23 protein-coding genes, 1 tRNA gene and 1 other RNA gene are annotated in these 25,497 nt (G+C 67.2%); 11 read left to right on the top strand and 14 right to left on the bottom strand.

The genetic code is table 11. The features are described 5' to 3' along the window. Positions 1-2: 2 nt before the first annotated feature. The 5 genes from hpf to mtrA all read right to left on the bottom strand — a co-directional run bounded on the left by hpf (position 3) and on the right by mtrA (position 5,379). Positions 3-608, bottom strand: a complete 606-nt coding sequence (hpf, locus tag LKO27_RS05085) for a ribosome hibernation-promoting factor, HPF/YfiA family (RefSeq protein ID WP_227735809.1) — start codon at positions 606-608, stop codon at positions 3-5. Between the two features lie 117 nt (positions 609-725). Then, positions 726-1,391, bottom strand: a complete 666-nt coding sequence (locus LKO27_RS15525; protein WP_227735807.1) for a phosphoribosyltransferase family protein — start codon at positions 1,389-1,391, stop codon at positions 726-728. A 49-nt stretch (positions 1,392-1,440) separates the two neighbouring features. Beyond that, complete coding sequence (locus LKO27_RS05075; protein WP_227735805.1) at positions 1,441-3,138, bottom strand: LpqB family beta-propeller domain-containing protein; 1,698 nt, start codon at positions 3,136-3,138, stop codon at positions 1,441-1,443. Continuing rightward, complete coding sequence (mtrB, locus tag LKO27_RS05070; protein ID WP_255622129.1) at positions 3,135-4,649, bottom strand: MtrAB system histidine kinase MtrB; 1,515 nt, start codon at positions 4,647-4,649, stop codon at positions 3,135-3,137. The genes LKO27_RS05075 and mtrB overlap by 4 nt, the downstream gene beginning before the upstream one ends. A gap of 25 nt (positions 4,650-4,674) precedes the next feature. After that, a complete protein-coding gene (gene mtrA / locus LKO27_RS05065; RefSeq protein ID WP_227735802.1) occupies positions 4,675-5,379 on the bottom strand; it encodes an MtrAB system response regulator MtrA in 705 nt (234 codons plus the stop codon). An 82-nt stretch (positions 5,380-5,461) separates the two neighbouring features. Between mtrA and LKO27_RS05060 the strand changes: the two genes are divergently transcribed. From LKO27_RS05060 to LKO27_RS05045, 4 genes are read left to right on the top strand one after another with little or no spacing between them, the layout of a single operon-like run. Continuing rightward, positions 5,462-8,563: an ABC transporter permease gene (locus LKO27_RS05060; RefSeq protein WP_227735801.1), complete on the top strand. Its 3,102-nt coding sequence runs from the start codon at positions 5,462-5,464 to the stop codon at positions 8,561-8,563. After that, entirely contained in the window at positions 8,560-11,235 is a 2,676-nt protein-coding gene (locus LKO27_RS05055; RefSeq protein WP_227735798.1) for an FtsX-like permease family protein, read from the top strand. The genes LKO27_RS05060 and LKO27_RS05055 overlap by 4 nt, the downstream gene beginning before the upstream one ends. Further along, complete coding sequence (locus LKO27_RS05050; RefSeq protein WP_227735796.1) at positions 11,232-12,182, top strand: ABC transporter ATP-binding protein; 951 nt, start codon at positions 11,232-11,234, stop codon at positions 12,180-12,182. The genes LKO27_RS05055 and LKO27_RS05050 overlap by 4 nt, the downstream gene beginning before the upstream one ends. Then, a complete protein-coding gene (locus LKO27_RS05045; RefSeq protein WP_227735795.1) occupies positions 12,179-12,868 on the top strand; it encodes an ABC transporter ATP-binding protein in 690 nt (229 codons plus the stop codon). The genes LKO27_RS05050 and LKO27_RS05045 overlap by 4 nt, the downstream gene beginning before the upstream one ends. Positions 12,869-12,879: 11 nt before the next feature. Here the strand turns inward: LKO27_RS05045 and LKO27_RS05040 are convergent, their stop codons facing one another. The 3 genes from LKO27_RS05040 to LKO27_RS05030 form a co-directional block, all read right to left on the bottom strand. Beyond that, positions 12,880-13,443, bottom strand: a complete 564-nt coding sequence (locus tag LKO27_RS05040) for a YqgE/AlgH family protein (protein ID WP_227735793.1) — start codon at positions 13,441-13,443, stop codon at positions 12,880-12,882. 210 nt (positions 13,444-13,653) lie between these two features. Further along, positions 13,654-14,022: a transfer-messenger RNA gene (gene ssrA, locus LKO27_RS05035) on the bottom strand. Positions 14,023-14,071: 49 nt separating this feature from the next. Then, positions 14,072-14,656, bottom strand: a complete 585-nt coding sequence (locus LKO27_RS05030; protein ID WP_227735791.1) for a DUF1707 domain-containing protein — start codon at positions 14,654-14,656, stop codon at positions 14,072-14,074. 109 nt (positions 14,657-14,765) lie between these two features. On the opposite strand from LKO27_RS05030, the gene LKO27_RS05025 reads away from it, so the two are divergent. Next, positions 14,766-15,131 (top strand): FKBP-type peptidyl-prolyl cis-trans isomerase, encoded by a 366-nt coding sequence (locus LKO27_RS05025; protein WP_227735789.1) that lies wholly within the window; start codon positions 14,766-14,768, stop codon positions 15,129-15,131. Positions 15,132-15,163: 32 nt separating this feature from the next. Here LKO27_RS05025 and smpB read toward each other — a convergent pair whose 3' ends face one another. The 5 genes from smpB to prfB all read right to left on the bottom strand — a co-directional run bounded on the left by smpB (position 15,164) and on the right by prfB (position 19,982). Beyond that, positions 15,164-15,640, bottom strand: a complete 477-nt coding sequence (gene smpB, locus LKO27_RS05020) for an SsrA-binding protein SmpB (RefSeq protein WP_227735788.1) — start codon at positions 15,638-15,640, stop codon at positions 15,164-15,166. Positions 15,641-15,660: 20 nt separating this feature from the next. Then, positions 15,661-17,130: a M23 family metallopeptidase gene (locus tag LKO27_RS05015; RefSeq protein WP_227735785.1), complete on the bottom strand. Its 1,470-nt coding sequence runs from the start codon at positions 17,128-17,130 to the stop codon at positions 15,661-15,663. A gap of 21 nt (positions 17,131-17,151) precedes the next feature. Continuing rightward, positions 17,152-18,054 (bottom strand): permease-like cell division protein FtsX, encoded by a 903-nt coding sequence (ftsX, locus tag LKO27_RS05010; RefSeq protein WP_227735783.1) that lies wholly within the window; start codon positions 18,052-18,054, stop codon positions 17,152-17,154. 15 nt (positions 18,055-18,069) lie between these two features. Continuing rightward, on the bottom strand, positions 18,070-18,756 hold the full coding sequence (ftsE, locus tag LKO27_RS05005; protein WP_227735781.1) for a cell division ATP-binding protein FtsE: 687 nt from the start codon (positions 18,754-18,756) through the stop codon (positions 18,070-18,072). Between the two features lie 107 nt (positions 18,757-18,863). Then, positions 18,864-19,982 carry a peptide chain release factor 2 gene (prfB, locus tag LKO27_RS05000; RefSeq protein WP_227735779.1) on the bottom strand — a complete coding sequence of 373 codons (1,119 nt, stop codon included), beginning with the start codon at positions 19,980-19,982 and terminating at the stop codon, positions 18,864-18,866. Between the two features lie 20 nt (positions 19,983-20,002). On the opposite strand from prfB, the gene LKO27_RS04995 reads away from it, so the two are divergent. The 3 genes from LKO27_RS04995 to LKO27_RS04985 all read left to right on the top strand — a co-directional run bounded on the left by LKO27_RS04995 (position 20,003) and on the right by LKO27_RS04985 (position 21,499). Continuing rightward, on the top strand, positions 20,003-20,470 hold the full coding sequence (locus tag LKO27_RS04995) for a GatB/YqeY domain-containing protein (RefSeq protein WP_227735764.1): 468 nt from the start codon (positions 20,003-20,005) through the stop codon (positions 20,468-20,470). Positions 20,471-20,576: 106 nt separating this feature from the next. Continuing rightward, a complete protein-coding gene (locus tag LKO27_RS04990; RefSeq protein WP_227735763.1) occupies positions 20,577-21,401 on the top strand; it encodes a hypothetical protein in 825 nt (274 codons plus the stop codon). A gap of 21 nt (positions 21,402-21,422) precedes the next feature. Continuing rightward, positions 21,423-21,499 (top strand) — tRNA-Val (locus LKO27_RS04985). Between the two features lie 129 nt (positions 21,500-21,628). Here the strand turns inward: LKO27_RS04985 and LKO27_RS04980 are convergent. Then, entirely contained in the window at positions 21,629-22,168 is a 540-nt protein-coding gene (locus LKO27_RS04980) for a DUF1697 domain-containing protein (RefSeq protein WP_227735762.1), read from the bottom strand. An 86-nt stretch (positions 22,169-22,254) separates the two neighbouring features. On the opposite strand from LKO27_RS04980, the gene LKO27_RS04975 reads away from it, so the two are divergent. The 3 genes from LKO27_RS04975 to LKO27_RS04965 all read left to right on the top strand — a co-directional run bounded on the left by LKO27_RS04975 (position 22,255) and on the right by LKO27_RS04965 (position 25,452). Next, a complete protein-coding gene (locus LKO27_RS04975) occupies positions 22,255-22,515 on the top strand; it encodes a hypothetical protein (RefSeq protein WP_227735761.1) in 261 nt (86 codons plus the stop codon). A 247-nt stretch (positions 22,516-22,762) separates the two neighbouring features. After that, positions 22,763-23,212 (top strand): hypothetical protein, encoded by a 450-nt coding sequence (locus LKO27_RS04970; protein ID WP_227735760.1) that lies wholly within the window; start codon positions 22,763-22,765, stop codon positions 23,210-23,212. Continuing rightward, positions 23,209-25,452, top strand: a complete 2,244-nt coding sequence (locus tag LKO27_RS04965; RefSeq protein WP_227735759.1) for an MMPL family transporter — start codon at positions 23,209-23,211, stop codon at positions 25,450-25,452. Before LKO27_RS04970 ends, LKO27_RS04965 begins: the two co-directional genes overlap by 4 nt. Positions 25,453-25,497: the final 45 nt, after the last annotated feature.

Below are 25,497 nucleotides of genomic sequence, written 5' to 3'. Positions count from 1 at the left end.
CGTCAGTCTTCGACGTCCAGATGGATCACACCGTAGTTGTAGGCCTTTCGCCGGTAGACCACCGACGGTCTGCCGGTGGCCGCGTCCTGGTACAGGAAGAAGTCATGGCCGACGAGTTCCATCTCGTCAAGGGCCTGTGCGAGGGTCAGCGGTGCGGCTTGGAAGACCTTCTCGCGCACTACGAGAGGACCGTCCCCGGTGACAACCAGACCGGCCACCTCGTGGGTCTGGTCGTCGGAGGTCTCCTGTTCCACCGGCGGCATGAGTCCGGCGTCCTGGCTCGTGTTCGAGGACCTGAGTCCACGATGGGTCTTGCGTCGATCAGCCGCCTTTCGCAGTTGTGCCTTCAACCGGTCGAAGGCGGATTCGAAGGCGAGCGTCTTGTCGTTGGCCCTGGCCTCGGCACGGATCACGGGACCTTTGCTCCGCAAGGTGATCTGCACGGCGATGGCGTCTGAGGGGTTCTTGGTGCCGTCGGTGGCGGAGAACTCCACCTCACCACGAATGACACGATCCTTCAGCTTCTCCACAGACGTCAGACGGTCATTCACCAAGCCCTTCAGCTCGGGTCCGACCGTGCAGTGCCTGCCGGTGACGACGATGTCCATCGTTCCTCCTATCGGCGCCGAAGCGCTTTGTCCAGAAACACAAGCGCCCCCGAACCGGCCTGGAATCCAGGGCCTGCGTTCGAAGGCGTCTCCATTCCCCAACGTTACCCACTCCAGTCAACCATTGGGGGATTTGGTACCAGCCGATTTTCGTGGCCGGTCCGCGTCCCCCACCACGGCTGCACCCAGCACCTCATTGCCTGCAGCGCGGAGCGCCCGCACTGCCTCCGCAAGCGACGAACCGGTTGTCACCACGTCGTCGCACACCACCACGGGACCTGCCAATGAACGGGCCCGCATCGAGCCTGCTACGTTGCGGCGCCTGTCGCCCCGAGACAGCACTCGCTGGTCACCGCCCGGTCCAGTCCTCGTCAGAATTGGCCGCCAACCCAGCCCCAGCCGTCGTGCCGTGGCTGCAGCCAGACGACGCCCATGGTCATACCCACGGGCCCTGACCGCCGACCGGAGCGACGGCACTGGCACCAGCACCACATCCGGCTCCGGGAGCAGTTCGGCGACGGAGACCGCAAGTCTTGCAGCGAGATCGTCCACGAGGTGCAGGGCCCCGTCATCCTTCATCGCCGGCACCAGCCGCTCCAGCAGCGGACGGTAATCGTTCGCGGCCACGAGCGGCACGTCGAGCATCGGGCGCGACGCGATGTGTGGGGCTTCCTGGGACAGCGCCAGCCTGCAGGACGTGCACAATGCCAGGGCTGGCGAGTGACAGCCCGGACACGCGGCCCCCAGGAACAGGTGTGCCGCCGCGTCGATGAGGTTCTTCACGCACCTCCACTCTGGTCGCCTGCCAGGCTCGACCACCAGATTCCACAGGTCAGCCGGGATAGCTCACCGACGACAACTCGATCCCCAGCGGGGACCACCGCGTACGGACCTCGTAGCGCCGGACGGCGTCGGCCTCACTGCGGATGGTGACGGCGTCACCTCCGATGCGCGGCAGCGCGGTGATCTGTACCGGAACCTCGCCCACGGGACCCAGATGCTCCACGAGCGAGCCGTCGACGTGTACGAGGTAGACCGAAGGGTTCTCCTCCGCCCTGGCAATCAGGGCGATCTCCGTCTCACCGCTCCAGCTCAGATCCTCGAACCCGCTCAGGACGACGTTCGACTCGTCGGCCAGCAGCAGTTCGGAGTAGCTCTCGATCCTGGGCTGGGGACCGGTGGCCAGCGCCGCCATCCCGAAGGTCCGACCGCCACCACGAGTTGTGACGAGCGCGATCCGGGCACCGACCTGCGAGATCGAGAACTCGACGATGGGTCCGCCTGCGCCCGAGGTGTCGACGATCGTGATACGCCCCTGGGAGTCGATCTGCATCAACTGGGTTGCGCCCTGCGGCGAGTCGGCAAGCACCCAGAGGCTTCCGAGGACGAACTGGGCCGAACGGATGTTGCCGGACTCCGGGACGACTGCGGTCAGTTGACCCCCCATGGGGCCTATCAGCACCAGGCTGCGGGACTCGTCGACGAACGCCACGAGAGAGGCGTCGATGGAGACCGCCACCTCCGCCACCCGCTCGCTGGCGGACTCCATGGCCACGAAGGCGCCCGTGGTGGACAATCGCCCCGCCACTCCCCTGCGCACCCCGAACAGGTCAGGAGTGGTTGCCCGCGAGAGCACCTGGTAGCCCTGCTGGGATGCCAGCTCCAGCACACCGTCGGCCCCCTGTCCCGGAAGAGCCAGCGGTGTCGAGCCGTTCAAGACCTGGAGGCCGCTCATACGCGGGATCGCCGTCAGCGACCAGACCAGTTGCGCCCCCAGCTCGCGCCTTCGGTGTTCGCTGAGCTCCTGCGGCAGCCCGACGAGCGAGACCCGCGCGGTACCATCGGCGTCCAGACTCGCTCCCTCGGGGCCAAGACGGGTACCGGCCGGGATCGCGTTGCGGACCACCCTCGCCACTGCGGGGCTCGGGCCGGCCAGCTGCGCCTCCACCACACGGCTGGGCGTGAGCTGGGCCTCGGGCAGGTGGATCACGTCGGGCACCACGTGGTTTCCGGAGCGGGCCATGAAGTAGGTGGTCACGTGTGCGTAGTAGCGCTCGAAGATGAACCTTGAGATCAGCAGCCCCTGAGGGGGGCGGCTGATTCGCCATTCGCCGCCTTCCTGGACCAACTGGAACGGGAAGCTCAGCGGAGTCCTGGTCGGGGTGAATCGTCCCAGCTCGTCGAGGGTCCCCGTTGCGGTGCCCACCGCAGCAAAGGCGCCATCGGCCTCGCTGACGAATCCGTCGTAGACCACGGCCCCGGACTCCGGCTGCCAGGACTCTGCCGCGTCCACCGACAGGTACTGGCGGGCCACCTCGTAGTCCGCCTCAGGGTCCGCCATAGCTTGCAGGAAGCCGTCGATGAGTCTGGCTCGGCTGACACCCGGCTGTGGCGGTTCCGGTGCGATCTCGACGCCGCGTGGTGGCGCGCTGACCGGGACGCTCTCCACCGGACCAGCCGTGGGAACCGTCGTGCAGCCGACGCACAACAGAATGAGGCCGATCACGGCTAGGCGGAGTCGAGAACTCACTGGGTCCTCCTCGCGGTGATGTCGGTCGGGATCACGGGCAGCGGCGAGCTGGTCAACTGGTGGTCCGGTTCCCTGGGCAGGGTCAGACGGAACTGGGCGCCGCGTCCCGGGCGGCCCCAAGCGCTCAGCCAGCCCTTGTGCAGGCGGGCGTCCTCCATGGAGATCGCCAGCCCAAGACCGGTCCCGCCCACCACGCGAGTCCTTGAAGGATCCGCCCGCCAGAACCGCTCGAACACGTGTGAGGCGTGCGCAGCGGGGAATCCGACCCCCCGGTCACGGACGGTCACAGCCACGGCGTCGTCGTCGGCGGCCACTGTGACGTCGACGGGCCTGCCCTCGCCGTGCTCGATGGCATTCACGAGCAGGTTACGCAGGATGCGCCGGATCCTGCGGGAGTCCATCATGGCTGTTTCATCACCGGCGGTGCTGAACCGGATGGTGGTGCCCTCCCTCTCGGCCAGTGCCTTGTGTGCCTCCACCTCTGACCTGACCAGTTCTGAGAAGTTCACTTCGTCCAGGGTGAGCACCGCCGCGCCGGCATCGAAGCGAGATATCTCGAGCAGGTCCTGCAGCATGGAGTCGAAGCGCTCGATCTCGGAGTACATCAGTTCGGCAGCACGTGCCGGCTGCGGCGGGAACGCCCCCCTGGCGTCGTGAATCACCTCGGCGGCCATCCGCATGGTGGTCAGCGGTGTTCGGAGCTCGTGGGAGACGTCGCTGACGAACCGGCGCTGCACTGCGGAGAGGGTCTCCAGTTCGCGGATGCGCTGCTGCAGGTCGTCGGCCATCTCGTTCATCGACTCGGCCAGGGAAGCGATGTCGTCGGTGCCCCGGACCACCATGCGTTCGTCCAGATTCCCCGATGCCAGCCGCAGGGCCGTCTGACTGGCCTTGCGCACCGGCCTCACGACGGTGACCGTCACCAGGTACGCGATGCCCGCGAGCGCCCCGAGGAGCGCCAGTCCAGTGCTGACCACCGCCCCCTGCAGCGCCTGGATCGTGGAGACCTCGCTGGTCATCGGGAAGATGTAGTAGACCGGGAACCGTTCCCCGCTGCTGTCCACCAGGACGGTGCCGACGGCCCAGCCCGGCTCGGAGGGCCTTGCCTCATCGGTGAAGACCACCCGGGTGGGTGTGACGAACATGCCGGTTCCAGCCTCCACAGCGGACACCAGCGAGGGCGGCACCGATTCCGAGCGGATGTCGGCCGACACGAGCACCGACGCAGGTCCCTGGATGACCACCTTGTAGCGGCCTGATTGTGCGCCGGCGAGATCCGCGAGCCGGCTCAGTTGCTCGTAGACGGCGACATTGCGGGACTCAGGGAGCCGGAGTTGCTGCTGCATGAAGGCGTGGATGCCGGTGGCCTCCGCGACCGATGCGTCCTTCTTCGTCTCCACGATGCCCGCCGTGGCCTGGTTCAGCAGTAGCAGGCCGGCCAGGACGAGCACGATGAAGGAGGACCCGAGAGTGAGGAACAGGACCCGCAGCGGGAGGGAACTGCCCCACAGGTTTCGGATACCTGAGTGGCTGCGTTCAGGACGCCTGTGTCGCTTCACCGGCTCGATACCCGATCCCCCGGACTGTCACGATGATCTCCGGATGTTCGGGGTCCTTCTCCACCTTGGAGCGGAGCCGTTGGACGTGCACGTTCACCAGTCTGGTGTCGGCCGCATTCCGGTAGCCCCACACCTCGTCGAGGAGAGCTTCCCTGCTGAAAACGGTGGTCGGGCGCTTGGCCAGCGCCAGTAGGAGGTCGAACTCAAGTGGCGTCAACTGCAACTGGGTGGTGCCCCGCTTGACGGTGTGGGCCGCGACCGAGATGCTCAGGTCCCCGATGCTCAGTTCGTCGGCGCCCGGGTCCGCACTGATGCGCCGCAGTCGGGTCCGGATCCTGGCCACCAGTTCCTTGGACTTGAACGGCTTGGCGATGTAGTCGTCGGCCCCCGCTTCGAGTCCGGCCACCACGTCGGAGGTGTCCGACTTGGCGGTCAGCATCACGATTGGTACGTCGGACTCGGCCCGGATGTCCTTGCACACGGAGACGCCGTCGCGGCCCGGGAGCATGAGGTCCAGTAGGACGAGGTCGGGCCTGCTCTCCCTGAGGACACCCAGCGCGCTGCTGCCTGAGGCGCAGTGCACGGTCTCGAAGCCCTCCTGACCCAGCACTATCTGCAGCATTTCAGACAGCGCCGCATCGTCGTCGACGATCAGGATGCGGCCGCGGGTCCTTTCCGTCACAGTCCCTCCCTGGTTCACCTGTGGCCACACTCTAGCCCCTCGCCCGAACAGGACGTATCCAGCTGGGATAGGCTCACGGGCCATGACGACGTGGTCCCGGTGGTTGACACGTCGTGCGCGCGCCTCCGGAGTACTGATCCTCACCCAGCTGGTGCTCGTGGTGGTCACGACCGCCCTCGTGGCCGGAGCCATGGGCTGGTCTGATGCGACGGCTACCACGGCGGCTCGCTCCGCCCTGGCCGCCGGAAGTGACTCCGAGGCCACGGTCGTCCAGGTCAGGATGCGACGCGGGGATGATCCCCGGGCCCAGGACCACCTCGCCCGGGAACGCCTTGCCCAAGGCTTCGCGCCGGCACCTGTGTCGATCTTCACGCGCGAGGAACCTGACCCGAGGGGTGGCACGGGTTTCGTCGTGTGGGTCGTGGCGCCCGACGTGGGATCGATCCTCCCCGGCCACCTCGGCGCCCTTGCCGACGGCGCCGCCGAGGCCACCCGCGTGGCCGTGGCCGCGGACCTGACTGGCCGGGGGGTCACGGTCGAAGGGGACCTGGCGCCCATCGCTCGCGCGGCGGCCGCCAGATGGGCGTCGGCACGCGCCTTGGCCTGGGTGCCGCTCGGCGTGCTCTTCGTAATAACGGTGATCGCGGTGGCCCAAGTGGCTGCCCTGTTGGCGGCGGCGCGGGAGCGGGAGGTCCACCTCCTGCTTGCCCGCGGCGCCCGCCCTGCCCAGCTGCTGTGGGCGGAGGCGGCAGAGTCCACGGCCGTGACCGGGGCGGGCACCCTGGTGGGGCTCCTCGCCGCGTTGGCGGTGGTGCGGGTCGTCAGCGGCGCCGTCAATGACGTCACACCGATCATCGCGGGAGCCCTCGGCACCGGTGCGCTCATCGTCATCACCCTGGCGATCAGCACCGAACTCCAGATCCGGCGCACCACCAACCCGGCCACCCGTCCCGACCGGGTCCCCGCGATCGCCGGTGCAGCGTCAGCGCTCGCGGTGGCCACCGGTGCGGCGGTGTCCCTGTGGCAACTCAACAGCACCGGCTCCGTCGTGGTCGCGGGACCCGACGGCGAACGCTCACCCGACCTGGTGGCCGCGATGGCCCCCGCCCTCCTCCTCCTTGCGGCCGCGGTACTCGGGATGGTGCTGCTGGGTCCCCTGACGCGCCTCGTCGAACGCCTGGCGCACTCCGTCGGCTCGGCCGCGTTTCCGCTGGCTGCCTCCCAATTGAGTCGTCAGCTCGCCCACCAGGCCGTCTCGGTGGTGCTCACGATTCTGGCCGTGGGCACCATCACGCTGGCCTCCCTCTTCGCCGGCAGCGCATCGGAGCTGGAGCAGGACCACCGCACACTCCTCGCCGCCACCGACGTGCGGGCGTCGATCTCACCGCCGCCCAAAGCTCCCGTCGCGCCCAGGTCGGTTCCGCAGATCGTCGGCCACGGCGGCGTGACGGCGTCGGTCCCCGTATGGCTCGATGAGACGGCGGGGATCGGAGACATGACCCTGAAAGCCGTAGCCGCACCTCTCGCAGCCCTGGCGCAGGTGGCCACCCTTCCCCAGGACTACGCCGTACCGTCCCTGTCACCCGAAGCGCCCACCGTCGGCGCCCCCGGCCCGATCGAGGTACCGGCGAGGACGTCGACGCTGAGGCTGGAGCTGAAGGCCACCGTTTCGTTCGACGAGTGGCAGTCGGAGGCCATCCGCCTGGGCTACGAATACGGCGAAGCCCAGGCCCTTGCCGAGGCCGAGGGCCAGGAGCCCTCGGAAGATGAGCTCCGCGTCATGGCCGTCCAGTTCGCCAGCCACCTCTGGGATGCCGCGGCCGCGCCGCTCGAACTCGAACCCGCCCTGCTGGTGCGCGATCTGGAATCCGGGCAGGCAGAACTGGTGAGGGGCGACACGCTCACCCTGCAGCCGGGTTTGGAGGTCGACGAGGCAGACCTGCGCAATCCCAAACCGGTTGCGGACTCAGGAACGGCCGTCCTGGAGGTGCCACTGGACCCGACGAGAAGAATCGCCGTCGACGCGGTCCACGTCACGCTCGCTGACGGGGGTGACCCGGGGTCCAGGACGCTTGGGTTCAACATCGGGCTGAGCGTCGACAGCGGCGATCCCCTGGATGCCGATGCCGGGTGGAGTTCCAACTACGCCGTCCCAGCCGACCTCGCCCGTCCCTATGAGGACCAGCGGTCCGCCGCACTGCCCGCGAGCGTCACCGTGGATACCTGGGACTTCCACGGGTTCGCCAGAGTGGACCTGAAGTCGAACAAACCGGACCTTCCCGCCGTCCTTGAGGTCACGGACACCGGGTTCGCATGGCGCGGCGACACCCTCGGCACCGAGCAGCTGCGCCTTGCAGCGGGCCAGCCACTCCTCGGTCGGGATCCGCTCGCGGTGACGGCCGAGCGCGAGGTACCGGTGCCAACCCCGGTACCTGTCGGACTGACCAGGGCAGCCGCCGATGCCGCACAGCTCGACGTCGGGGACACCTTCCAGCTGCAGGTGCTGGAGCGTGCCGTGCCGGCGGTCCTGCAGCAGCTGGTGGAGGTGGTGCCCGGGGTGGACAGCCCCAGAGCGGCGATCCTGGACTCCTCCTTGCTCGCAGCGCACCGCTCCCTCAGCTCCGGCACGTTGCCGTGGCCCCAGGAGGTCTGGGCCAGTGCCCCCGATCCGGTCGCCGCTGCCCGCGCGCTGGAGAAACTGGACGGCGTGGAGCACGTGAGCTTCACCGACGACGCCCCCGATGGGAGTGCGGCGACGGACACCGCCACCACGTTCTGGGTGGCCGCTGGTGGTGCAGTGTTGCTCATGCTCGTCGGGGTGGGCGGTGCAGCCTCCACGGCGCTGGAGCACCGCCGCCCCGAGGTTGCCGTCCTGCGTGCCCTTGGCATGGGGACGGACGCCCAGGCGCTCAGTCGGTCCCTGGAAGTGGCCCTCGCCCTATGGCCCGCTGCGCTGTTCGGGATGGTCGGCGGCTGGCTCGTCGGCCGTCTTGTGGTCGTTGAGCTGGCATCCTCGGCCGTTCCGGAAGCCGGGGCGCTGGTTCCCAGTCTTGAGCTGTCCTGGACGCCCCTGGCGCTCTTGCTCACTGCCGTCGTCATTGGTCTGGGTCTGGTCAACTTCGCGGTGGGCGCGCTCGTCGCGCGCCAGGCGCGGGACAAGACCTACCGGGAGGAGGTGCGATGAGCCCCGCACGGCTGCTGTGGCGCCAGTTCAGGTCGAACTCCACTGGGCTGGTCCTGGTGTCCCTGATGGTCACATTGATGGCAGGCCTCCTCGTTGCCGGGCCCCGTTACGCGGCCAACCTCGCGGATGCGCAGTTGGGGCATCGTCTGCAAGCGCTGTCGGCGGAGCAGGGGGACGTTGCCTCGTCGTGGCAGTCCACCGTGTCGTCTTCGACCATCGAGGCCTACGAGAACCCTTGGGAGCCTTACCGGCTCGCGGCGGAGGCCATCCGGCAGTCCCAGCCCGAACCGCTCCGCTCGATTCTCCAGCCGGCACAGTTTCGAGCCACCACCTCACAGGTGAGCAGGTTCACTCCCCCTCTGCAGACCGGGTATTTCGAGGTGACTCTCGAGGCCGAGATCGACCCGCAGTTGCGCGAGCACGCCGAGCTCGTGGCGGGCGAGTGGCCGCAGCCGGCCCGGCTGGCACCCGGCGAGGGCCTTGAGAACGTCGAGGTCACCGTCGTGGAAGACGTGGCCCGCGCGCTCTCGTGGGAGGTCGGACAACAGATTCCGGCAGGACCAACGGTGACCGGGATCCACCGCCCGATCGACGTGGAGGACTCACGCTGGCAGCACATCCCGGGCGGTGTCGGCTACACCGAACTGGTCAGTTCCGACCGCGGGGTCGCGTTGCTCGGGAGCGTCTTCCTGAGCCCCGAGAGCAGCGGGCACTTCTTCCCCGGCCAGCCCGAGTCCCAGCAGGTGGACCTGTGGTTCGGTGTCGACCTTGGTCTCGCGTCGGCGGTTGATGTCAGTGTCCTGGGCAGCCAGCTGACTGGCCTGTTGGCGCGGCAGTACCCCGTGCCTTCGCCACAACCTTCGGGCGAGGCTGGCGTCGTTGAGATCGACCTGCAGTCTGAGCTGGGCGGCGCTCTGGCGGAGGTGGCCGTCCAGCAGCGCACCACCAGCTCGTTGTTCTTGGTCATGGCGGCTGGTCCGTCCGCGACCGGGCTGGTGCTGCTGGGGCTGTCCGCCCGGTTCGTGACGCACCGTAGGGTCCCCACTCTTCGATTGGCGCACGCGCGGGGCGCCTCGCTGCCACAACTGCGGCTGCTCGCAGGACTGGAGGGACTCGTACTCACGCTGCCAGCAGCAGCGTTCGGCCACGCCATGGGCTCGACGCTGGTTGCTGGAACCGAGCGCTGGTGGGAATGGCTGCCCACACTCCTTCTCGCAGGACTCGCGAGTGGACTGCTGGCGCTGGGGGCCGGTGCCCGTCCGCCCGACGGCTCCCGGGCCGACCTGGGTCCCGGAGGCGGCCGGTTGCGGATCGCAGCTGAGGCCGTGCTGCTCGCGGTTGGGGTCGCGGCGCTCTGGCGACTCTCACTGGGACAACGCGACATCGCATGGGATGCCTCAGCCGGCCCAGACCTCCTTGCCCTCGCGGCGCCCCTGCTCGTCGCCATCGCTGGGTGCGCGTTTGCCATGCGGCTCTACCCGTTGCCCCTGCGAGCGCTGCTCGCCGCGTTCCGACGCGGCCGCGGACTCGTCGGCTTCCTCGGCACGGCACGCGCACTTCGCGGACCCGCCGGAGGCTTGGTGCCAGTATTTGCGGTTGTGCTGGGCACGACGGTGGCTTCTCTGGGAACCGTTCTTCTCAGCACCGTGACCGTGGGGCTGGAGGAGGCCGCCTGGGACCGCAACGGCGCCGACGTGAACCTGAGCGGACCCGCCGTCACTGACGACCTGCTCACCGATCTGCGGTCCCTCGACGGCGTTGCCAGCGTTTCCCGGCTCTTCGACACGAGGGAGCGGCGCCGGCTCACAAGCGCCGACGGTGAAACCGCCGTGACCGTGTGGGTGGCCGAGCCCAGCCTCACCGATGTCTACGGCTCGGCGACGGCGGGGTTGCCGGTGCTCCCGGAGGGCTTCTTCAACGACTCCAAGCCGCCCGTGGTCGTGGCCGGAGGGTCGCTCCCCCATGCCGCAACGGCGGTGCTGGCAGGGGTCGGCACGGTGGAAGTGGGCGCCCACTGGGGGTCCCTGCCGGGTTCTCCGGCCCGGGGCGACTGGATACTGATCGACGCCGGACACTGGCTCGCGCTCGGCGGCGACGTCGGGCTCTCCCGACTGGCACTGGTGGACGTCAGCGACGGGGCCGATCCGACGGCGGTCGCCGAGGCCGTCACGGTCACGGCGGGTGGCGGACTGGTGACCACCGCGAAGGACCAGCTGGATGCTGCCCGCAGCCAGCCGGTGGTGGTCAACCTGGGCCGAGTTGTGACGGTGGTCTCGGGGCTCGCGGTGGCGGCGTTGGCAGGAGCGGTAGTGGTTTCACACGGCATGGGCAATCGTGAACGGGCGCAGCTGGCGCGGATTCTGGGAGTGCTTGGGGCGCCGCCCCGGGCCACGGGTGCGATGGCCGCGTGGGAACTCATCCCCGTCGTCGCAGTGTCCTTGGTCACCGGGCTCACGTTCGGCATCGCCATCGCGGCCATCTTGCTGACGTCCTTGGACTTCAGCAGCCTGACCGGGGGCCTGGGCAATCCGGTGATGGTGTTGAACGGGCCCTGGCTGGGTCTGGTGGCAGCCGTCGTGGCAGCAGTGACCACAGCAGCGGTGGGCGTGACTTCTTGGTCGGCGGCACGCGCCGGCCTCGCGGTGGTAACGAGGACCGGGGAGGACAAATGACGCAATCATCGCCGCGTCGGGGGCGAGCACTATTCGCCCGCGAGCACTCAGGGCCCGACATCTGGTGCGAGGACCTGGTGCGGATCTACTCGACCGAGGGCGTTGAGGTTCAGGCTCTGCAAGGGCTCGGCCTGGTCGTCGATCCCGGCGAGATCGTGGCGATCGTCGGAGCCTCCGGCTCTGGGAAGTCAACCCTGCTGAACATCCTCTCGGGGCTCGACCGTCCCACGGGAGGTCGGGCACGTGTCGCTGGGCACGACCTGGCTACGATGAACAGCCGCCAGCGCGTCGACTACCGCCGCCACACCGTGGGATTCGTCTGGCAGCAGACGTCCAGGAATCTGGTGGGATTCCTCACCGCCGAGGAGAACGTCGCCCTGCCGATGCTCGTGACGAACCGGCCGGACAGGAACTCCAGGCCCCGAGAGCTGCTGGAGCTGCTCGGGGTGGCCGACTGCGCAGGACGCCGACCACATGAACTCTCCGGCGGGCAACAGCAGCGGGTGGCGATCGCGATCGCGCTCGCCAACAACCCCGTGGTTCTGCTCGCGGACGAGCCCACCGGTGAACTGGATGAGGACAGCTCCATACAGGTTCTCGATGCGATGCGCAGCGCGGCCACTGAGCTCGGCGCCACCATGCTCGTGGTCACGCACAACCCGATGGTGGGCGAGCACGTCCAGCGCACGATCCAGATCCGCGACGGCCGCACCTCCACCGAGGTGCTGCGCAACCGCTACGTCGACGCAGAAGGCAATGTCAGGGTCGAGTCCACGGAGTACACAGTGTTGGACAGCAACGGCCGACTCCAACTGCCGCGTGCACACGTCGAGGAACTGGGTCTGGAGAACCGGGTACGCATCTCCAGGCACAGCAACCACGTCTCCGTCTGGCCTGACGACGCGGCCGCGCGTCGCGCGACTTCAGCAGAAGGAGAACCCAGGTGAACCGAGGAGCGATCGCGCTGCGTGGCAGGAACCTCCACCGCACCTTCGGCAGCGGCCAGACTGCGGTCCGGGCCCTGAGGGGAGTCGAAATCGACGTCACCCACGGCCAGTTGACAGTCGTCACCGGCCCTTCCGGGGCGGGCAAGACCACTCTGCTCAATCTGTTGTGCGGTCTGGACCTGCCCGACGTCGGAGAGGTCACCCTCGCCGACGGACAGAGCCTCTCGGCCATGCCGGAGGCGGACCGACTCGCCCTGCGCAGGCAGCGGTTCGGCTACGTGTTCCAGTCGTTCGGGCTGATCCCGGTCCTTTCGGCGGCCGAGAACGTCGAGGTACCGCTGCGCCTGCAGAGGATCTCCCCGGCCGAGCGGGGCCGCCGCGTCAGTGCGCACCTGGAGCGCGTCGGTCTCGCCCGTCATGCGAAGCAACGTCCGGGTGAACTGTCCGGCGGTCAGCAGCAACGCGTCGGAATTGCCCGGGCGCTCGTGACCGACCCCGACGTCCTTGTCGCCGATGAACCAACCGGGCAGCTCGACTCCGACACTGCGACCGCGGTGATGCAGTTGATCGTCGAGCTCACCCACGAGCGTGGGCTGGCTGCGGTTGTGTCCACACACGACCCAGTGATGCTGTCGCTGGCAGACCGCCGCGTCGCTCTGCTCGACGGCGCGGTGGCCACTGCCTGAGCGCCACCGTCTCAGTTCAGTTCTGGCGTCTCGGTCCAGGTTGACCATCTCCCCACGGCGCCTCCGACCCGCCGCAGGGTCCTGCGCCAAAGGTCTTCCGGAGTGCCGAAGATTTCCTCGGCCCGCGCGGGTGCACGGAACCAGGAACCACGGATCAGCTCACCCTCGAGCTGCCCGGCCTCCCAGCCCGACAACCCCACGAAGATCCGCAGGTGGGAGAAGGCCCCCGACACCAGTTCGATGGGCGTTTCCAGGTCCAGGATCCCGATGTCGTCGTAGACCCGTCGCCAACCGGGAGGCTCCTCCCATGGGTTCGCAACCTTGGCGAGCGAAACCGCAGCCTGCTGGGACACCGGCCCACCCTCGAACAGAATCGCAGGCGGCGAGAGGTACTGCGTGAAGTGCGCCAGCGGCTCCACCATCTCCAGTTCGGCAACCTTGTGAAGGCAGACGCCTAGAGAACCAGACTCGTTGTGGTCCAGCAGCAGCACGACGCTGCGGTCGAAGTAGCCACCCTTGCCTGGTTCGGTGGCAATCAGGACCTGACCTGCCGCTGGTGGGCTACCGCTGCGCATGAACCCATTCTGGCACGGGGCCGTCGCCGAGCCCGGGACTCAGCGGAGCGCCTGAAGAATTTCCCCCAGCCAACTGGCAGGGCCGAACCCCGAAAGTGGGTCTGTGATCCGTAGTCCCTAGGGACCCAGTTGTGCCCGGACGCACAAGACCCCCAGATCCGCGAGCGGAATCTGGGGGTCGATGTGCGACAACCTGAACAGGTTTGGCAGGGGTGGAGGTGGCGGGAATTGAACCCGCGTCCTTGAAAGGCGAACCAGGTCTTCTCCGGGCGCAGCCGACTAGGCGTTCTACTTGGCTCCTGCACTCACGTCGGCATGTCGCAGACGAGCCCAGTTCCTGTTGAGTCCCGAGCAGCCCCAGAAACCAAAGCTACTCAGCAAGCCTTCTAAATGAGGCCAGGGAACGGGCGGAAGGCGCGCCCGTGCTGACCCTTCGGTCGCTGATCAGGCAGCGAGAGCGAAGTCAGTGCGGTTGTTGTTGGCACTTATTGGTTTCCATGCAGCGTTTGACGAGATGAGCATGGATCCTCGGCCCGCTTCTCCTGGGACTACCGTCCCAAGTCGAAACCAGTCACCCCCTGTTGAGTTGTTCAGCATCCATCGTATCACCCGCGAACGGACCGACTGGTCAGCGTCGCGGTGGCGCCTTGGGCCCGAAGAGCATGAGGTGGCCCAGCCTGCCGGTGCTGTCCTCGCCGTTGAACGCTCGGACGGAGAACACCACCGTGCCGACGAACCAGGCGAGACCGGCGAGGAAGATCGGGGCCGCCATGTCGAGCACGATCGATCCGATCACGACGGCGATGAAGCCGAGCAGGGACGAGATCTGCCAACTCATGGCTCTGCTGGCCTCCCACCACAGGCGCGAACCAGGGGTGGCGGCAGCCTTCACGATGGCGGGTCCGATGAAGCCGGTGGGAAGTCCGGCGAGATGGACCAGGCCGGAGCCGACGTTCTGAACACCCACCGGCACCGGCGGCATGGCTACGGGAGCGGGTGCCATGGCCATCGAGGGGGTCTCCGCAATCCGGGCGATACCCCGCAATGAGGAGTTGAGTTCGCTCCGGGTGCTGGCTGTCAGGGCTTGGGAGAGCCTTTCGTCAAACTCCTCGGCCTCGAGGGCTCCGTTGGCGTAGGCACGCTGGAGGTAGTCGACGGCTCGGTCGCGCTGGGCGTCAGTCACGAGGTTGGGGCGCATCGACTCACTCATCATGGAGCCAAGTGTGCCCCCCGCCGGGCGCCTACGAAATTGGGGTTAGCCCTGAGCTTTCCCCAGATCGAGGCTGGACGCTGGACCGAGCAGACCGGCTAGGGTTGCGGGCATGGAAAAGCCAAACATTGATGTACCCGCCGGCGACGCGCCGACCGAACTCGTGATCGAGGACCTCACCGTCGGCGACGGCGCCGAGGTCACTCCTGGTGACCTCGCCGACGTCCACTACGTAGGAGTCGCCTACAGCACGGGCAAGGAGTTCGACAGCTCCTGGGGACGCGGTCCGCTGCAGTTCCGGCCCGGAACCGGCCAGGTCATCCGCGGCTGGGACGAGGGCCTGATCGGCATGAAGGTGGGCGGCCGTCGCAAGCTCACCATTCCCCCGCACCTGGCCTACGGCGACAGGGGCGCCGGTGGCGTGATCGCTCCCGGCGAGACGCTGATCTTCGTGTGCGACCTCGTCGCCGTCAACTGACCCGAAACCAACTGACCGCCTGCCCGCTGATCTCAGCGGCGCAGGCGGTTTCTCGTCGCCAGCGCCCGCTGGGCCTCGCGATCAGCGTCGCGCTGTGCGATGGTCTGCCTCTTGTCCCAGTCCTTCTTGCCGGTGGCGACGGCGATCTCCACCTTGGCGTAGCCGTCGGAGAAGTACAGGGACAACGGGACGATGGTCTTGCCCGAGTCGCCAACTTCCTTGGCGAGCTTGTCGATCTCCTTGCGGTTCAGCAGGAGCTTCCGGGTGCGCCGCGTCGCGTGGTTCTTCCAGGTGCCGAACGCATACTCCGGGATGTGGGCGTTGAGCAGCCACACCTCCCCGGCCTCGATGGTGGCGTAGGCCTCCGCAAGGCTGGCACGGCCCAGCCGCAGGCTCTTGACCTCCGTGCCGGTCAGCACCAGACCGGCCTCGAACACGTCACCGATGTGGTAATCGTGCCGGGCCTTCTTGTTCTGAGCGACGAGCTTTCGTCCGGTCTCCCTGGGCATCCGTCAATGATGCCACAGGCTCACTTGAACCACTTCGCCATGGGGTTGGTGACCGAGCCGTTCTGCCACACCATCAGGTGGAGGTGGCAGCCGGTGGAGTAGCCGGTGGTGCCGACGTACCCGATGACCTGTCCGGCGCTCACCCATTGCCCGACGCCGACGACGTACTTCGAGGCGTGGTTGTAGCCGGTGGTCACGTAGGTGCCGTTGACGCGACCGTGGTCGATCATGAGGCGGTTGCCGTACCCGGCGTTGTAATAGCGCTCCGCCACTCGGCCGGAGTAGGCGGCCTTGATCGGCGTGCCACATGCGGCCGCGAAGTCAGTGCCGTCGTGCAGCTTGCGGTAACCGAGCACGGGGTGCAGCCGCATTCCGTAGCGAGAGCTGAGACGGCCGTTGACGGGTCGGATGAAGCCGGTCGAACTGGCCGCCGGCTTCGCAGCGGCCTTCGGCTTGGCCGCGGGCTTGGGTGCGGCTGCCTGCGGCTTCGCTGCCGGCGCCGGCTTGGCTGCTGCCTTCTTGGCTGCCGCTGCCCGGTTCGCCGCGGCCTGGGCTGCCGCCCTGTCCGCAGCTGCCTTTTCCGCAGCCTTACGGGCGGCCGCCTCACGGGCGGCCTTCTCCGCTGCGGCCTTCCTCGCCGCTTCCTCGCGCGCGATTCGCTCGGCAATACGGCGATCCACGTCGACGGCCTCCTGCTCGAGCGCTGCCTGCCGTGCGGTCTCTGCCTTGAGTTGCTCCTCAGCGGCAGCGCGGGCCTGGTCGCGCGCCGCGACCTTTGCCGCGACGTCGGTGCGCAGCGCCTCGGCTTCAGCCTCGCGCGCCACGGTCTCCTCCAACTGCTTGGCCGCTGCCTCGCGTGCGCTCTGCGCTGCGTTGCGCGCCTCGTCAGCCGCTGCCTTGGCGGCGTCAAGCTTGAACCGGCGCTCCAGCAGTTCGTCGAGTTCCAGGGCTGACGCGTCGAACAGCGTCTCGCCGAGCTGTGCCCGCTGGTTCAGGTCGGACATGCTGACGTCGGTGAACAGCAGTGCCAGGTCCACCAGCGGCCCGCTCTGCTGCGTGATGACCGTGATCTCCTCCGTGGTGCGGGCGTCGACGGAGTCGTAGGCGGCCTGCGCCGCAGCGACGTCGGCTTCGGCCTGCTTCACCTTGTGTTCAGCGTCGGCCAGTTCATCAGCACGCTGCTTGTCGAGGGCACGCGCTTTATCGGTGGCCTCCTCTGCTGCCTTCAGCGCACTTTCGGCCGATTCGAGCTCGGACTGAGCGGCCTCATAGGCAGCGACTGCGGCCTGGACGTCGGTCGAGGCGCCGTCGACGGCGGCCTTGGCCTGCGCGATCTCCGTCTTCAGTTCGTCCCGGCGCTCGTCCAGATCATCAGCGCGGGCGCCGGCGGCACCCATGGAGACAGCCAGCGCCAGCACCACTGCGGCGACGATGCCACGGACGGTGTGTCGGCTGGAGTTCTCGGGCAGAGGGGGAAGGTCCCGATTCACGTTTGTTCTCCTAGTGGCTTCCTAGATGCGGAGGTACTTCCTGGTTGCCAGCAACGTCGGGATGATCGCGAGTGCGATGCCCACCGCTGTCATGGCAAGAATGGCAGTTGTGACGTGGGACCAGTCAATCCAGGGTAAAGCCTGGATTGAGGTCTTGGCGTTGCGCTCGATGACCAGGTAGTACCCGGTGGCGAGCGTGACGCTGGCGGCCAGCACACCTATCAGACCTGCAATGAGGCTCTCGAGCAGGAACGGCAGGACGATGTAGAAGTTGGATGCGCCGACGAGTCGCATGATGCCGATTTCGCGGCGGCGGGTGAATGCGGCCATGCGGATGGTGTTGGCGATCTGGAGGGACGCAGCGAGCAGCAGCAGGACGCTCATCCCTATGGTTGCCCACTGCAGGGCGTTGAGCCAGCTGAACATCGGGTCAAGGACCCGGTGGAGATCCTGGACGTTCTGGACGCCCTGCAATCCTTGGGCCTCGCTCACGACGCCGGAATAGTTCTCCGGGTTCTCGAGCTTCAGGCGGAATGAGTCCTGCATCTGGTCCACCGTGCGGGAACCAAGGATGGGCGAGTCGGCGAAGACGCGCTGGAACTCCTCGAAGGCAGCCTCCTTGGACTCGTAGAACACTTCCGCGACCTCGGGGTTTGCCTCCAAGGTCTGGCGGATGCTCTCCCGCTGGGCCGCGGTGGTCGCCTTGCCCTCCTCGCACATGCCGCCCTGCGTGTGCTCGGTGCAGAGGAAGACCGAGATCTCGATCCTGTCGTACCAGCGACCCTTGACCAGGTCCACCTCCATCGAGGTGAGCAGCCCAGCCCCGAACAGGGAAAGGGAGACGCCCATGGTCACGATGACGGCAATCGTCATCGCAAGGTTCCGCCGGAGGCCGGACCAGGTTTCCCGGAGTGTGTGTCGCATTCGTTCCTCTCGATCTCAGGCGGTGCCGTAGACGCCCTTGGTCTGGTCGCGCACAAGTTCTCCTTGGCGCAACTCCAGAACGCGACGGCGCATCTGATCCACGATCGAGGAGTCGTGGGTTGCCATGATGACGGTGGTGTCAGTCCGGTTGATCCGGTCAAGCAGTTTCATGATTCCCACCGAAGTCTCCGGATCCAGGTTGCCGGTGGGCTCGTCCGCTATGAGGATCTTGGGCCGGTTCACGAAGGCACGGGCGATCGCGACCCGCTGCTGCTCTCCCCCGGAGAGCTCCTCGTTCTGCCGGTTCTCCTTTCCAGCCAGGCCCACCATCTCCAACGTCTCCGGAACCAGCCTGCGGATCTCCTTCTGCGGCTTGCCGATCACCTGCAGCGCGAAGGCCACGTTCTCGAAGACAGTCTTGCCGGGCAGCAGGCGGAAGTCCTGGAACACGGTTCCGATCTGGCGACGCAGGGCCGGCACCTTCCACTGGTTCATCGTGGTCAGGTTCTTGCCTGCGACGTAGAGCGTGCCCTTGGTTGGCCGGTACTCCCGCAGGATCAGGCGGAGGAAGGTGGACTTGCCCGAGCCTGACTGACCGACGAGGAAGACGAATTCTCCCTTGGCGATCTCCAGGTTGATGTTACGAAGCGCAGCCCGGTCCTGACCGGGATAGAACTTCGTGACGTCTTCGAACGTGATCAATGCCAGACTCCGACCGTACGGGGAAGTTTCTGAGGAATTCTCAGTTGGTCACTCGCGAGTCTAGGTCAGAACTCAACTGGTCACCGTTTCAACACGCCGCGACGGGCTCACTGGGAGGCGGCGGTCTCCGACTGCTTGCGCCAGCGGATGCCGGCATCGATGAAGCCGTCGATCTCCCCGTCGAAGACCGCCTCCGGATTACCCACCTCGTAATCGGTGCGCAGATCCTTGACCATCTGGTACGGGTTCATGACGTAGGAGCGCATCTGGGCACCCCAGGAGTTGCCGCCGTCGCCCTTGAGCGCGTTCATTTCCTTCTCGCGGTCCTGGCGAGCACGCTCCAGCAGCCTCGACTGCAGCACCCGGAGCGCGGCGGCCTTGTTCTGGATCTGCGACTTCTCGTTCTGGCAGCTGACGACGATGCCGGAGGGCAGGTGCGTGATGCGCACCGCGGAGTCCGTGGTGTTGACCGACTGGCCACCCGGACCCGAGGAGCGGAAAACGTCCACCCTGATGTCGGACTCGGGGATGTCGACGTGGTCGGTCTCCTCAGTGACGGGCAGCACCTCCACACCGGCGAACGAGGTCTGACGGCGGCCCTGGTTGTCGAACGGCGAGATCCTGACCAGCCGGTGGGTGCCCTGCTCGACCGAGAGGGTGCCGTAGGCGTACGGAGCCTTGACCGCGAAGGTGACGGACTTGAGTCCCGCCTCTTCGGCGAAGGAGGTGTCGTAGACCTCGACGCCGTAGCCGTGACGCTCCGCCCAGCGCAGGTACATGCGCATCAGCTTCTCGGTGAAGTCGGCCGCGTCGACGCCGCCCGCCTCCGCGCGAATGGTGATCAGTGCGTCACGGGGGTCGTAGTCGCCGGACAGCAGGGTGCGCACCTCGAGGGCCGCGATCTCCTTGCCGAGGCCGCGCAACTCGTTCGCGACCTCGTCGTGCACCGACTTGTCGCCCTCCTCGTCTGCCATCTCGAGCATCAGAGCGGCGTCGTCCAGGCGTGAGCGCAGCTTCTCGAGCCGCTCCACCTCGGCCTGCTTGACAGACAGTTGCGACGTGACGCGCTGGGCGTTGTCCTGGTCGTCCCAAAGATCCGGTGCCGCGACCTCCTGCTCAAGGACGGAGATCTCCGAACGCAGTTTCGGCAGGTCGGCAACAGCCTCGATCGAGGTCAGGGACCGGTCGAGGTCGGCGATGGTTTGGGAGAGATCTTCAGCAGCCACAATGTGACATGCTACCAACCATGGGAGCTTCCAAGGAACGACTCAGGACTGACCTGGCCGCCGCACTGCGCGCCAAGGATGAACTGGCCAAGACCAACATCCGCGCACTTCTTGCGGCGATCGGCCACGAGGAAGTGGCCGGGGACGTGGCCCGCGAACTGAGCGACGAGGAGGAGTTGGCTGTCATCACCCGCGAGCAGCGCAAGCGCCGCGACTCCGCCCAGACCTACGCCGATGCCGGCCGCAAGGACCTCGCGGACAACGAGACGGCGGAGGCCGAGTTCATCGCGCGCTACCTCCCCCAGCCCCTGACCGACGCTGAACTCCAGGCGCTGGTCGATGAGGAGGTCCAAGCTCTACGGGATGGGGGTGACTCCCCCACCATGAAGCAGATGGGCAGCATCGTGAAGGCGGTCAATGTGAGGGCGGCGGGCCGGGCCGACGGCGCCACCGTCGCCAGACTCGTGAGGGCGGCACTAGGCGCCTGACCAGCGCGGGAACCCTAAAGCTGAGGTTTCGTTCTGTGTGCCAGCAGCGCTGGTGATGCCTAGAGTGCAGAGCACCCCCGAAGTCTCAACCCCCCGGAGTGAAAACGTGCGCGGCTCTTCCCGATTCATCCGCATTCTCCTGGTTCTGGCCGTTGGCCTCGCCTGGACGCTGTCCCTGACCCCACAGCAGGCCGCCGCTGAAACCAAGGTGGCCAAGTCCGCCCAGCAGGTCTACACCGAGACCGGCACCTGGGCCTACAACGGCCGTACCTGGGTGACGAACTGCACCAAGTACTCGACCACCGTGGACCGGTGCGAGACCAAGATCTGGGGAACGCAGGTCACCTACGCCAACGGAAAGTTCACGCAGAAGAGCCAGTGGGTCTTCAACAACCTCACCTACCTCACCAGCCCTCGCTCCACCTGGGAGACGTGGAATCCGCTGGTGACGCCGGGCGAGCACACCATCAATGGCCGCAAGTGGCGCACGCAGTGCGACACCCCTTGGACTGGCCGCAACGGCTGCCGCTCCGAGATCTGGGCGACCATCGCGGGCGTGAAGGACGGGAAGTTCCAGAACCTCAACCAGTGGGTCTTCAACAACATCGTCCACGTGACCCCCGTCTCCTGCCCCGTCAGACAGGACACCATCCGCGACATCATCGCCGACCAGAGCATCGTGACCGACTCCTGCCTCCAGTCGAAGGTCGACCCGAACTGGTTGGCCGTGCAGTACGTCGTCACCGCCAAGGACAGGGATGGGAACAAGGACCTGTTCATGGAGACGGCCTTCTTCAACAAGAAGCCCGCCGGCTGGGGCTTCGGTGGCCGCGGCGGCCTCCATGCGGCCTCCATCTGCACCTATTACGAGGACGCGGGCGTGCCGCACGACCTTGCCGACACGGTCAGCTACTGCTTCCCCAACGGCTGATCTGCCACAATGGTGGGCGCGGGGCGCATAGCTCAGTTGGTTAGAGCGCTTGCCTTACAAGCAAGATGTCGGGGGTTCGAGTCCCTCTGCGCCCACCACGACTGCTGGTCATTTCTTGACGTTGCCACCTGCGACCCGTGGGTCTAGCCGCGCCGGCTCGCCGCGCTCGTCAGGTGCCCTCGCTTGGGATTGAGGGGTCCTGCCCGGCAATCCTGGCCCTGCCGCCCCTACTTCGCTGTCCCGATGAGGATGGTCAGCCGCGCGACGAGTCGCAGCATCGTGCGGATCCCCCGGCAGGTGACCGGGACGCCGACCAGCCGTGTCAGTACCGGTCCGGCGGAGATCCCAGCGCCGGTGGCACTCGTGACCGCGTGGGCGCAGGTGAGTGCGTGCACCACGAGTTCGCCGGTAGCAGCGCGTTCGACGTGAGGCAGCACGAGTTCCGGGAGCAGGATGGCGTCGAAGAGGGCAACTTCCCCCGCGGGTACTTCAGGGTCAAGGTGTCCGAGTGTGTCGATGAGCCAGTCGGCGGAGCGGACCACGACAAGGTCGGTGTAGCCCGTGGCTGCTGTGAGGCGGTTCACGACGGATTCCGCGAGTGCAGCTGGTTGCTCGCCGGTGAAGATCACGGTGCCGTTGGTCTGGAAGTTCACTGCACTGCTCGCCCCGGCGGCTGCGAAGGCATCGAGAAGCTCGGAGCTGCGCGGGGATCGGCTCCGCGCCTGGCCGAGGTTCATGTTCCGGAAGAACGCCACCTGGTAACTCACGTTCCGATCGTCCCATGGCAGCACCCGTCGAATATCCGCTTCTGCGGAGTCTGGCGCCTCGCGTCGGTATGACTGACAATTGCCGGATGAGCATCGACGCGTGGTGGCCGAAGCTGCGCCAGCAGTCCCGTGACTACCTGATAGCCAACAACGGTGATGAGGTCCCGCCCGACCTCGTCGAAGAAATAGCCGAAGCCGGCGGCACCATCGGCATTGATCCCCGGTGGGTCGGCAAGAGCGGACCGGCTGGCCTCTTCCTGTCGGACGAGGCGGTCGACTGGATTGAAGCGGTCGCCAACGGCGAAACGCCTGAACCCCTCACAGATGACCGGACCCCAACCTCCTGATCTGCCGTCTTCCGGGGGTTCTTGAGGCGAAGTCTCTGCACAGATCCCTGTGAGCCCTTTGCTGCTGGTCCCCGCCCCTGCATGCTGGCGTCCGCTCATGAGTGATGCCGAGATGGCAGCAGGCCCTGCGTGGCGGGACATCGACCGATCCTGTAGCGAATATCGGCGCGACTCGCCCCTGACCAATACCATCTCAGTACTGCTGTGCCCCACGTGGCCAAGGGAGGCCACTCCACGAGGAGGTTCGATGACAGTCGGCGAGCACCGGAGCGGCGGAACTTTCAGTGGTTGGCTGATGCTTCTGATCGGGCTCCTGGTCGGCATTGCGTTGGCCGTGGCTGCCGGAGTCTTCCTCCTCGGCGTCGGGTGGGCCACCCCGATGGAGGCGCAGTCCGTGATCAGCGCCAGCGCGAGCCCGTCGCCGACGCCGGAGCGCACGACCACGGAGACGGGAGACGTTTCAGATGCGTGCGTGCGGGCGGCCGAGTACAACCTCGTCGTCGACCAGGGCATCGATGACCTGGCCAAGGGCGCGGAGGCACAGGATGCGCGTGCCCTGCAGGAGACCCTCGACCGTCTCCAGGACGCCCGTGAGACGGCAGACGGGGCGTCCGAGGAATGCCTTGCCCAAGCCGGGAAGGCCCCCGAGACCACTGAGTCCGCCTCTGCGGAGCCCAGCCCCAGCGGCACGCCATGAGTGCAGCGCCTGCGTCGGTGGAGGCGGAGCCCCGCCGCGGCCTGATGGCCAAACTCTGGTACGGCTACGCCCGGGCGATGGTCGCGTTGCGCTGGTTCATCGTCCTCGGATGGGTGGCCGCGGCTGTCGCAGCGACGTTGTTCCTGCCCCCTATGCAGGGTTCTGCCAATGACATCGAGGCGCTCGGGGCCGACGATTCCAGCTTCGCGGCCGAGCAGCGGTCGTTGGAGCTTTTTGGATTTCCCCTCCTGAGCCGGGCGGCGATCGTGCAGCGCAATCCTGATGGCCTGCCCCCACTGGTTCAGGCCGAAGCGGTCATGCGTGGCATCGCCATCAACCAGGGTCAGTACGACACTGAGCTACTCGGTGCAATTCCGGTGCCAAATGCCGAGGGAGCGTTCCCCGGCGCCGCCGAGACGAACACGACAGTGGTCACCTTCCTTTTCGCGGACCCCACGCTGAACTTCTTCGAGCAGAGCCAGATCGCCGAGGACTTCGCAGCCGAACAGCTCACGGACGCTTCCGACGGCTATGTGGGCGTCACCGGCTCCATCCCGGCGCGCGCCGCCCAGGGCAGGGTCCTGACCTCCTACGTCCACATCGTCGAGGTGGTGACCGTCCTTGCGGTGCTCACCATCGTGGCCCTCACGTTCGGCTCGCTGGTGGCGCCGGCCCTGACGCTGATCTCCGTGGGGGCTGCAGTGTTCGTCACCCTCGGCGTGTCCGGCTGGGCCGCGACGATGATGGATGTGTCGATCCCGGCCGACCTGCGGCCCCTGATCGTCGCACTCCTCCTCGGCATCGTCACCGACTACTGCATCTTCTACATCTCCGGTCTGCGCGCCCGGCTCAGGGAGGGCCACGAACGCCTCGAGGCGGCCCGTCTCGCCACCGCTTCCGTCACACCGATCGTCACTGTCGCGGGCGTAACGGTCGCAGCGGGAACGGCCTCGCTCCTCGTCGCCGAGTCCCCGCTCTTCAGCGGGTTCGGGCCCGCCCTCGCGCTCACGGTCCTGACCGGACTCGTGGTGGCAGTCACGCTCGTGCCAGCCTTGCTCGCCATCTTCGGCCGAGCCGTGTTCTGGCCTCGGAATCTCGTGGCGCAACCCGCGAAGGCGCGCCAGCGGCCTTCCCTCCTCACCCGAGCCGTCGCGCACCGCGGCTCCGCCTTCGTCCTGGTACTGCTGTGCGTGGCCGGCTTGGGGACGGCGGCCTACCAGGCACGCAACCTCGACCTCGGCCTTGGATTCGTCCAGTCCCTGCCCGAAAACACGGGCGTGCAGCGCGCCGCAGACGCCGCCGGGAAGGGCTTCGCCCCGGGCATCGTCTCCCCCACTGAGATCGTGCTCGAAGCACCGGGAATCGGGGAAAGGACCGATGAGCTCGCCAAGTTCGGCGAGGTCCTCAAAGCCCAACCGGGAGTGGCGGGCCTGATTGGTCCGGGCGACCTCCGCGCGGCAGACGACGTCGGCGCCTTCACCGCGAAATCGGGCGACGCCGTCCGCTTCCTTGTCGTCCTCAGCAACACACCCCTCGAGTCGACGGCGATCGCTTCGCTCGGGCGCGTCGAAGGGGCACTTCCGCAGTTCGCCGCAGACGCGGGTCTGGGCGAGGTCACCGCCTACGTCGCCGGCGACACCGCACTCGCCGCGGGCATCATCGCGGACACCACCAACGACCTCCTGCGGATCGGGCTCGTCGCGCTGGCCGTGAACCTACTTCTACTCGTCATCTTCCTCCGGGCGCTGGTCGCCCCCTTGTACCTCCTCGCGTCGAGCGTGCTCGCGCTCGGCGCCACTCTGGGTCTGTCAGTGCTGTTCTTCCAGGGCTACCTCGGGCACGACGGGCTCACGTTCTACGTCCCGTTTGCGGGGTCGGTGCTCCTTTTGTCCCTCGGGTCCGACTACAACATCTTCGCCGTCGGCCACGTCTGGCAGAAGGCCCGCAACCTCTCGATGCGGGATGCCCTCCTCGTCGCCACCCCGGAATCGACCCGAGCGATCACCTCGGCTGGCCTGGCGCTGGCCGCCAGCTTCGGGCTCCTCGCCCTGGTCCCGCTTGGGCCGTTTCACGAACTTGGCTTCCTGCTCGGGGTCGGCATCCTGATCGACGTGTTCATCGTTCGAGCGCTGCTCGTGCCATCACTGATCACGCTGGTGGGTCCGCTGAGCAGTTGGCCGTCGGGCATCCTGCAGCGGGAGAGGCGCACCCGCGTCAGGAAAGCGCGGGTGAATCCCTGAGCGGAAGACGGACCTCTCCTCCTTTGGAGGGGACTCCAGGCCTCC

Source organism: Tessaracoccus sp. OS52, assembly GCF_020687685.1.
Taxonomy (GTDB): domain Bacteria; phylum Actinomycetota; class Actinomycetes; order Propionibacteriales; family Propionibacteriaceae; genus Arachnia.
The sequence above is the reverse complement of the archived record's forward strand: the minus strand, read 5'-3'. Positions and strand labels throughout refer to the sequence as shown.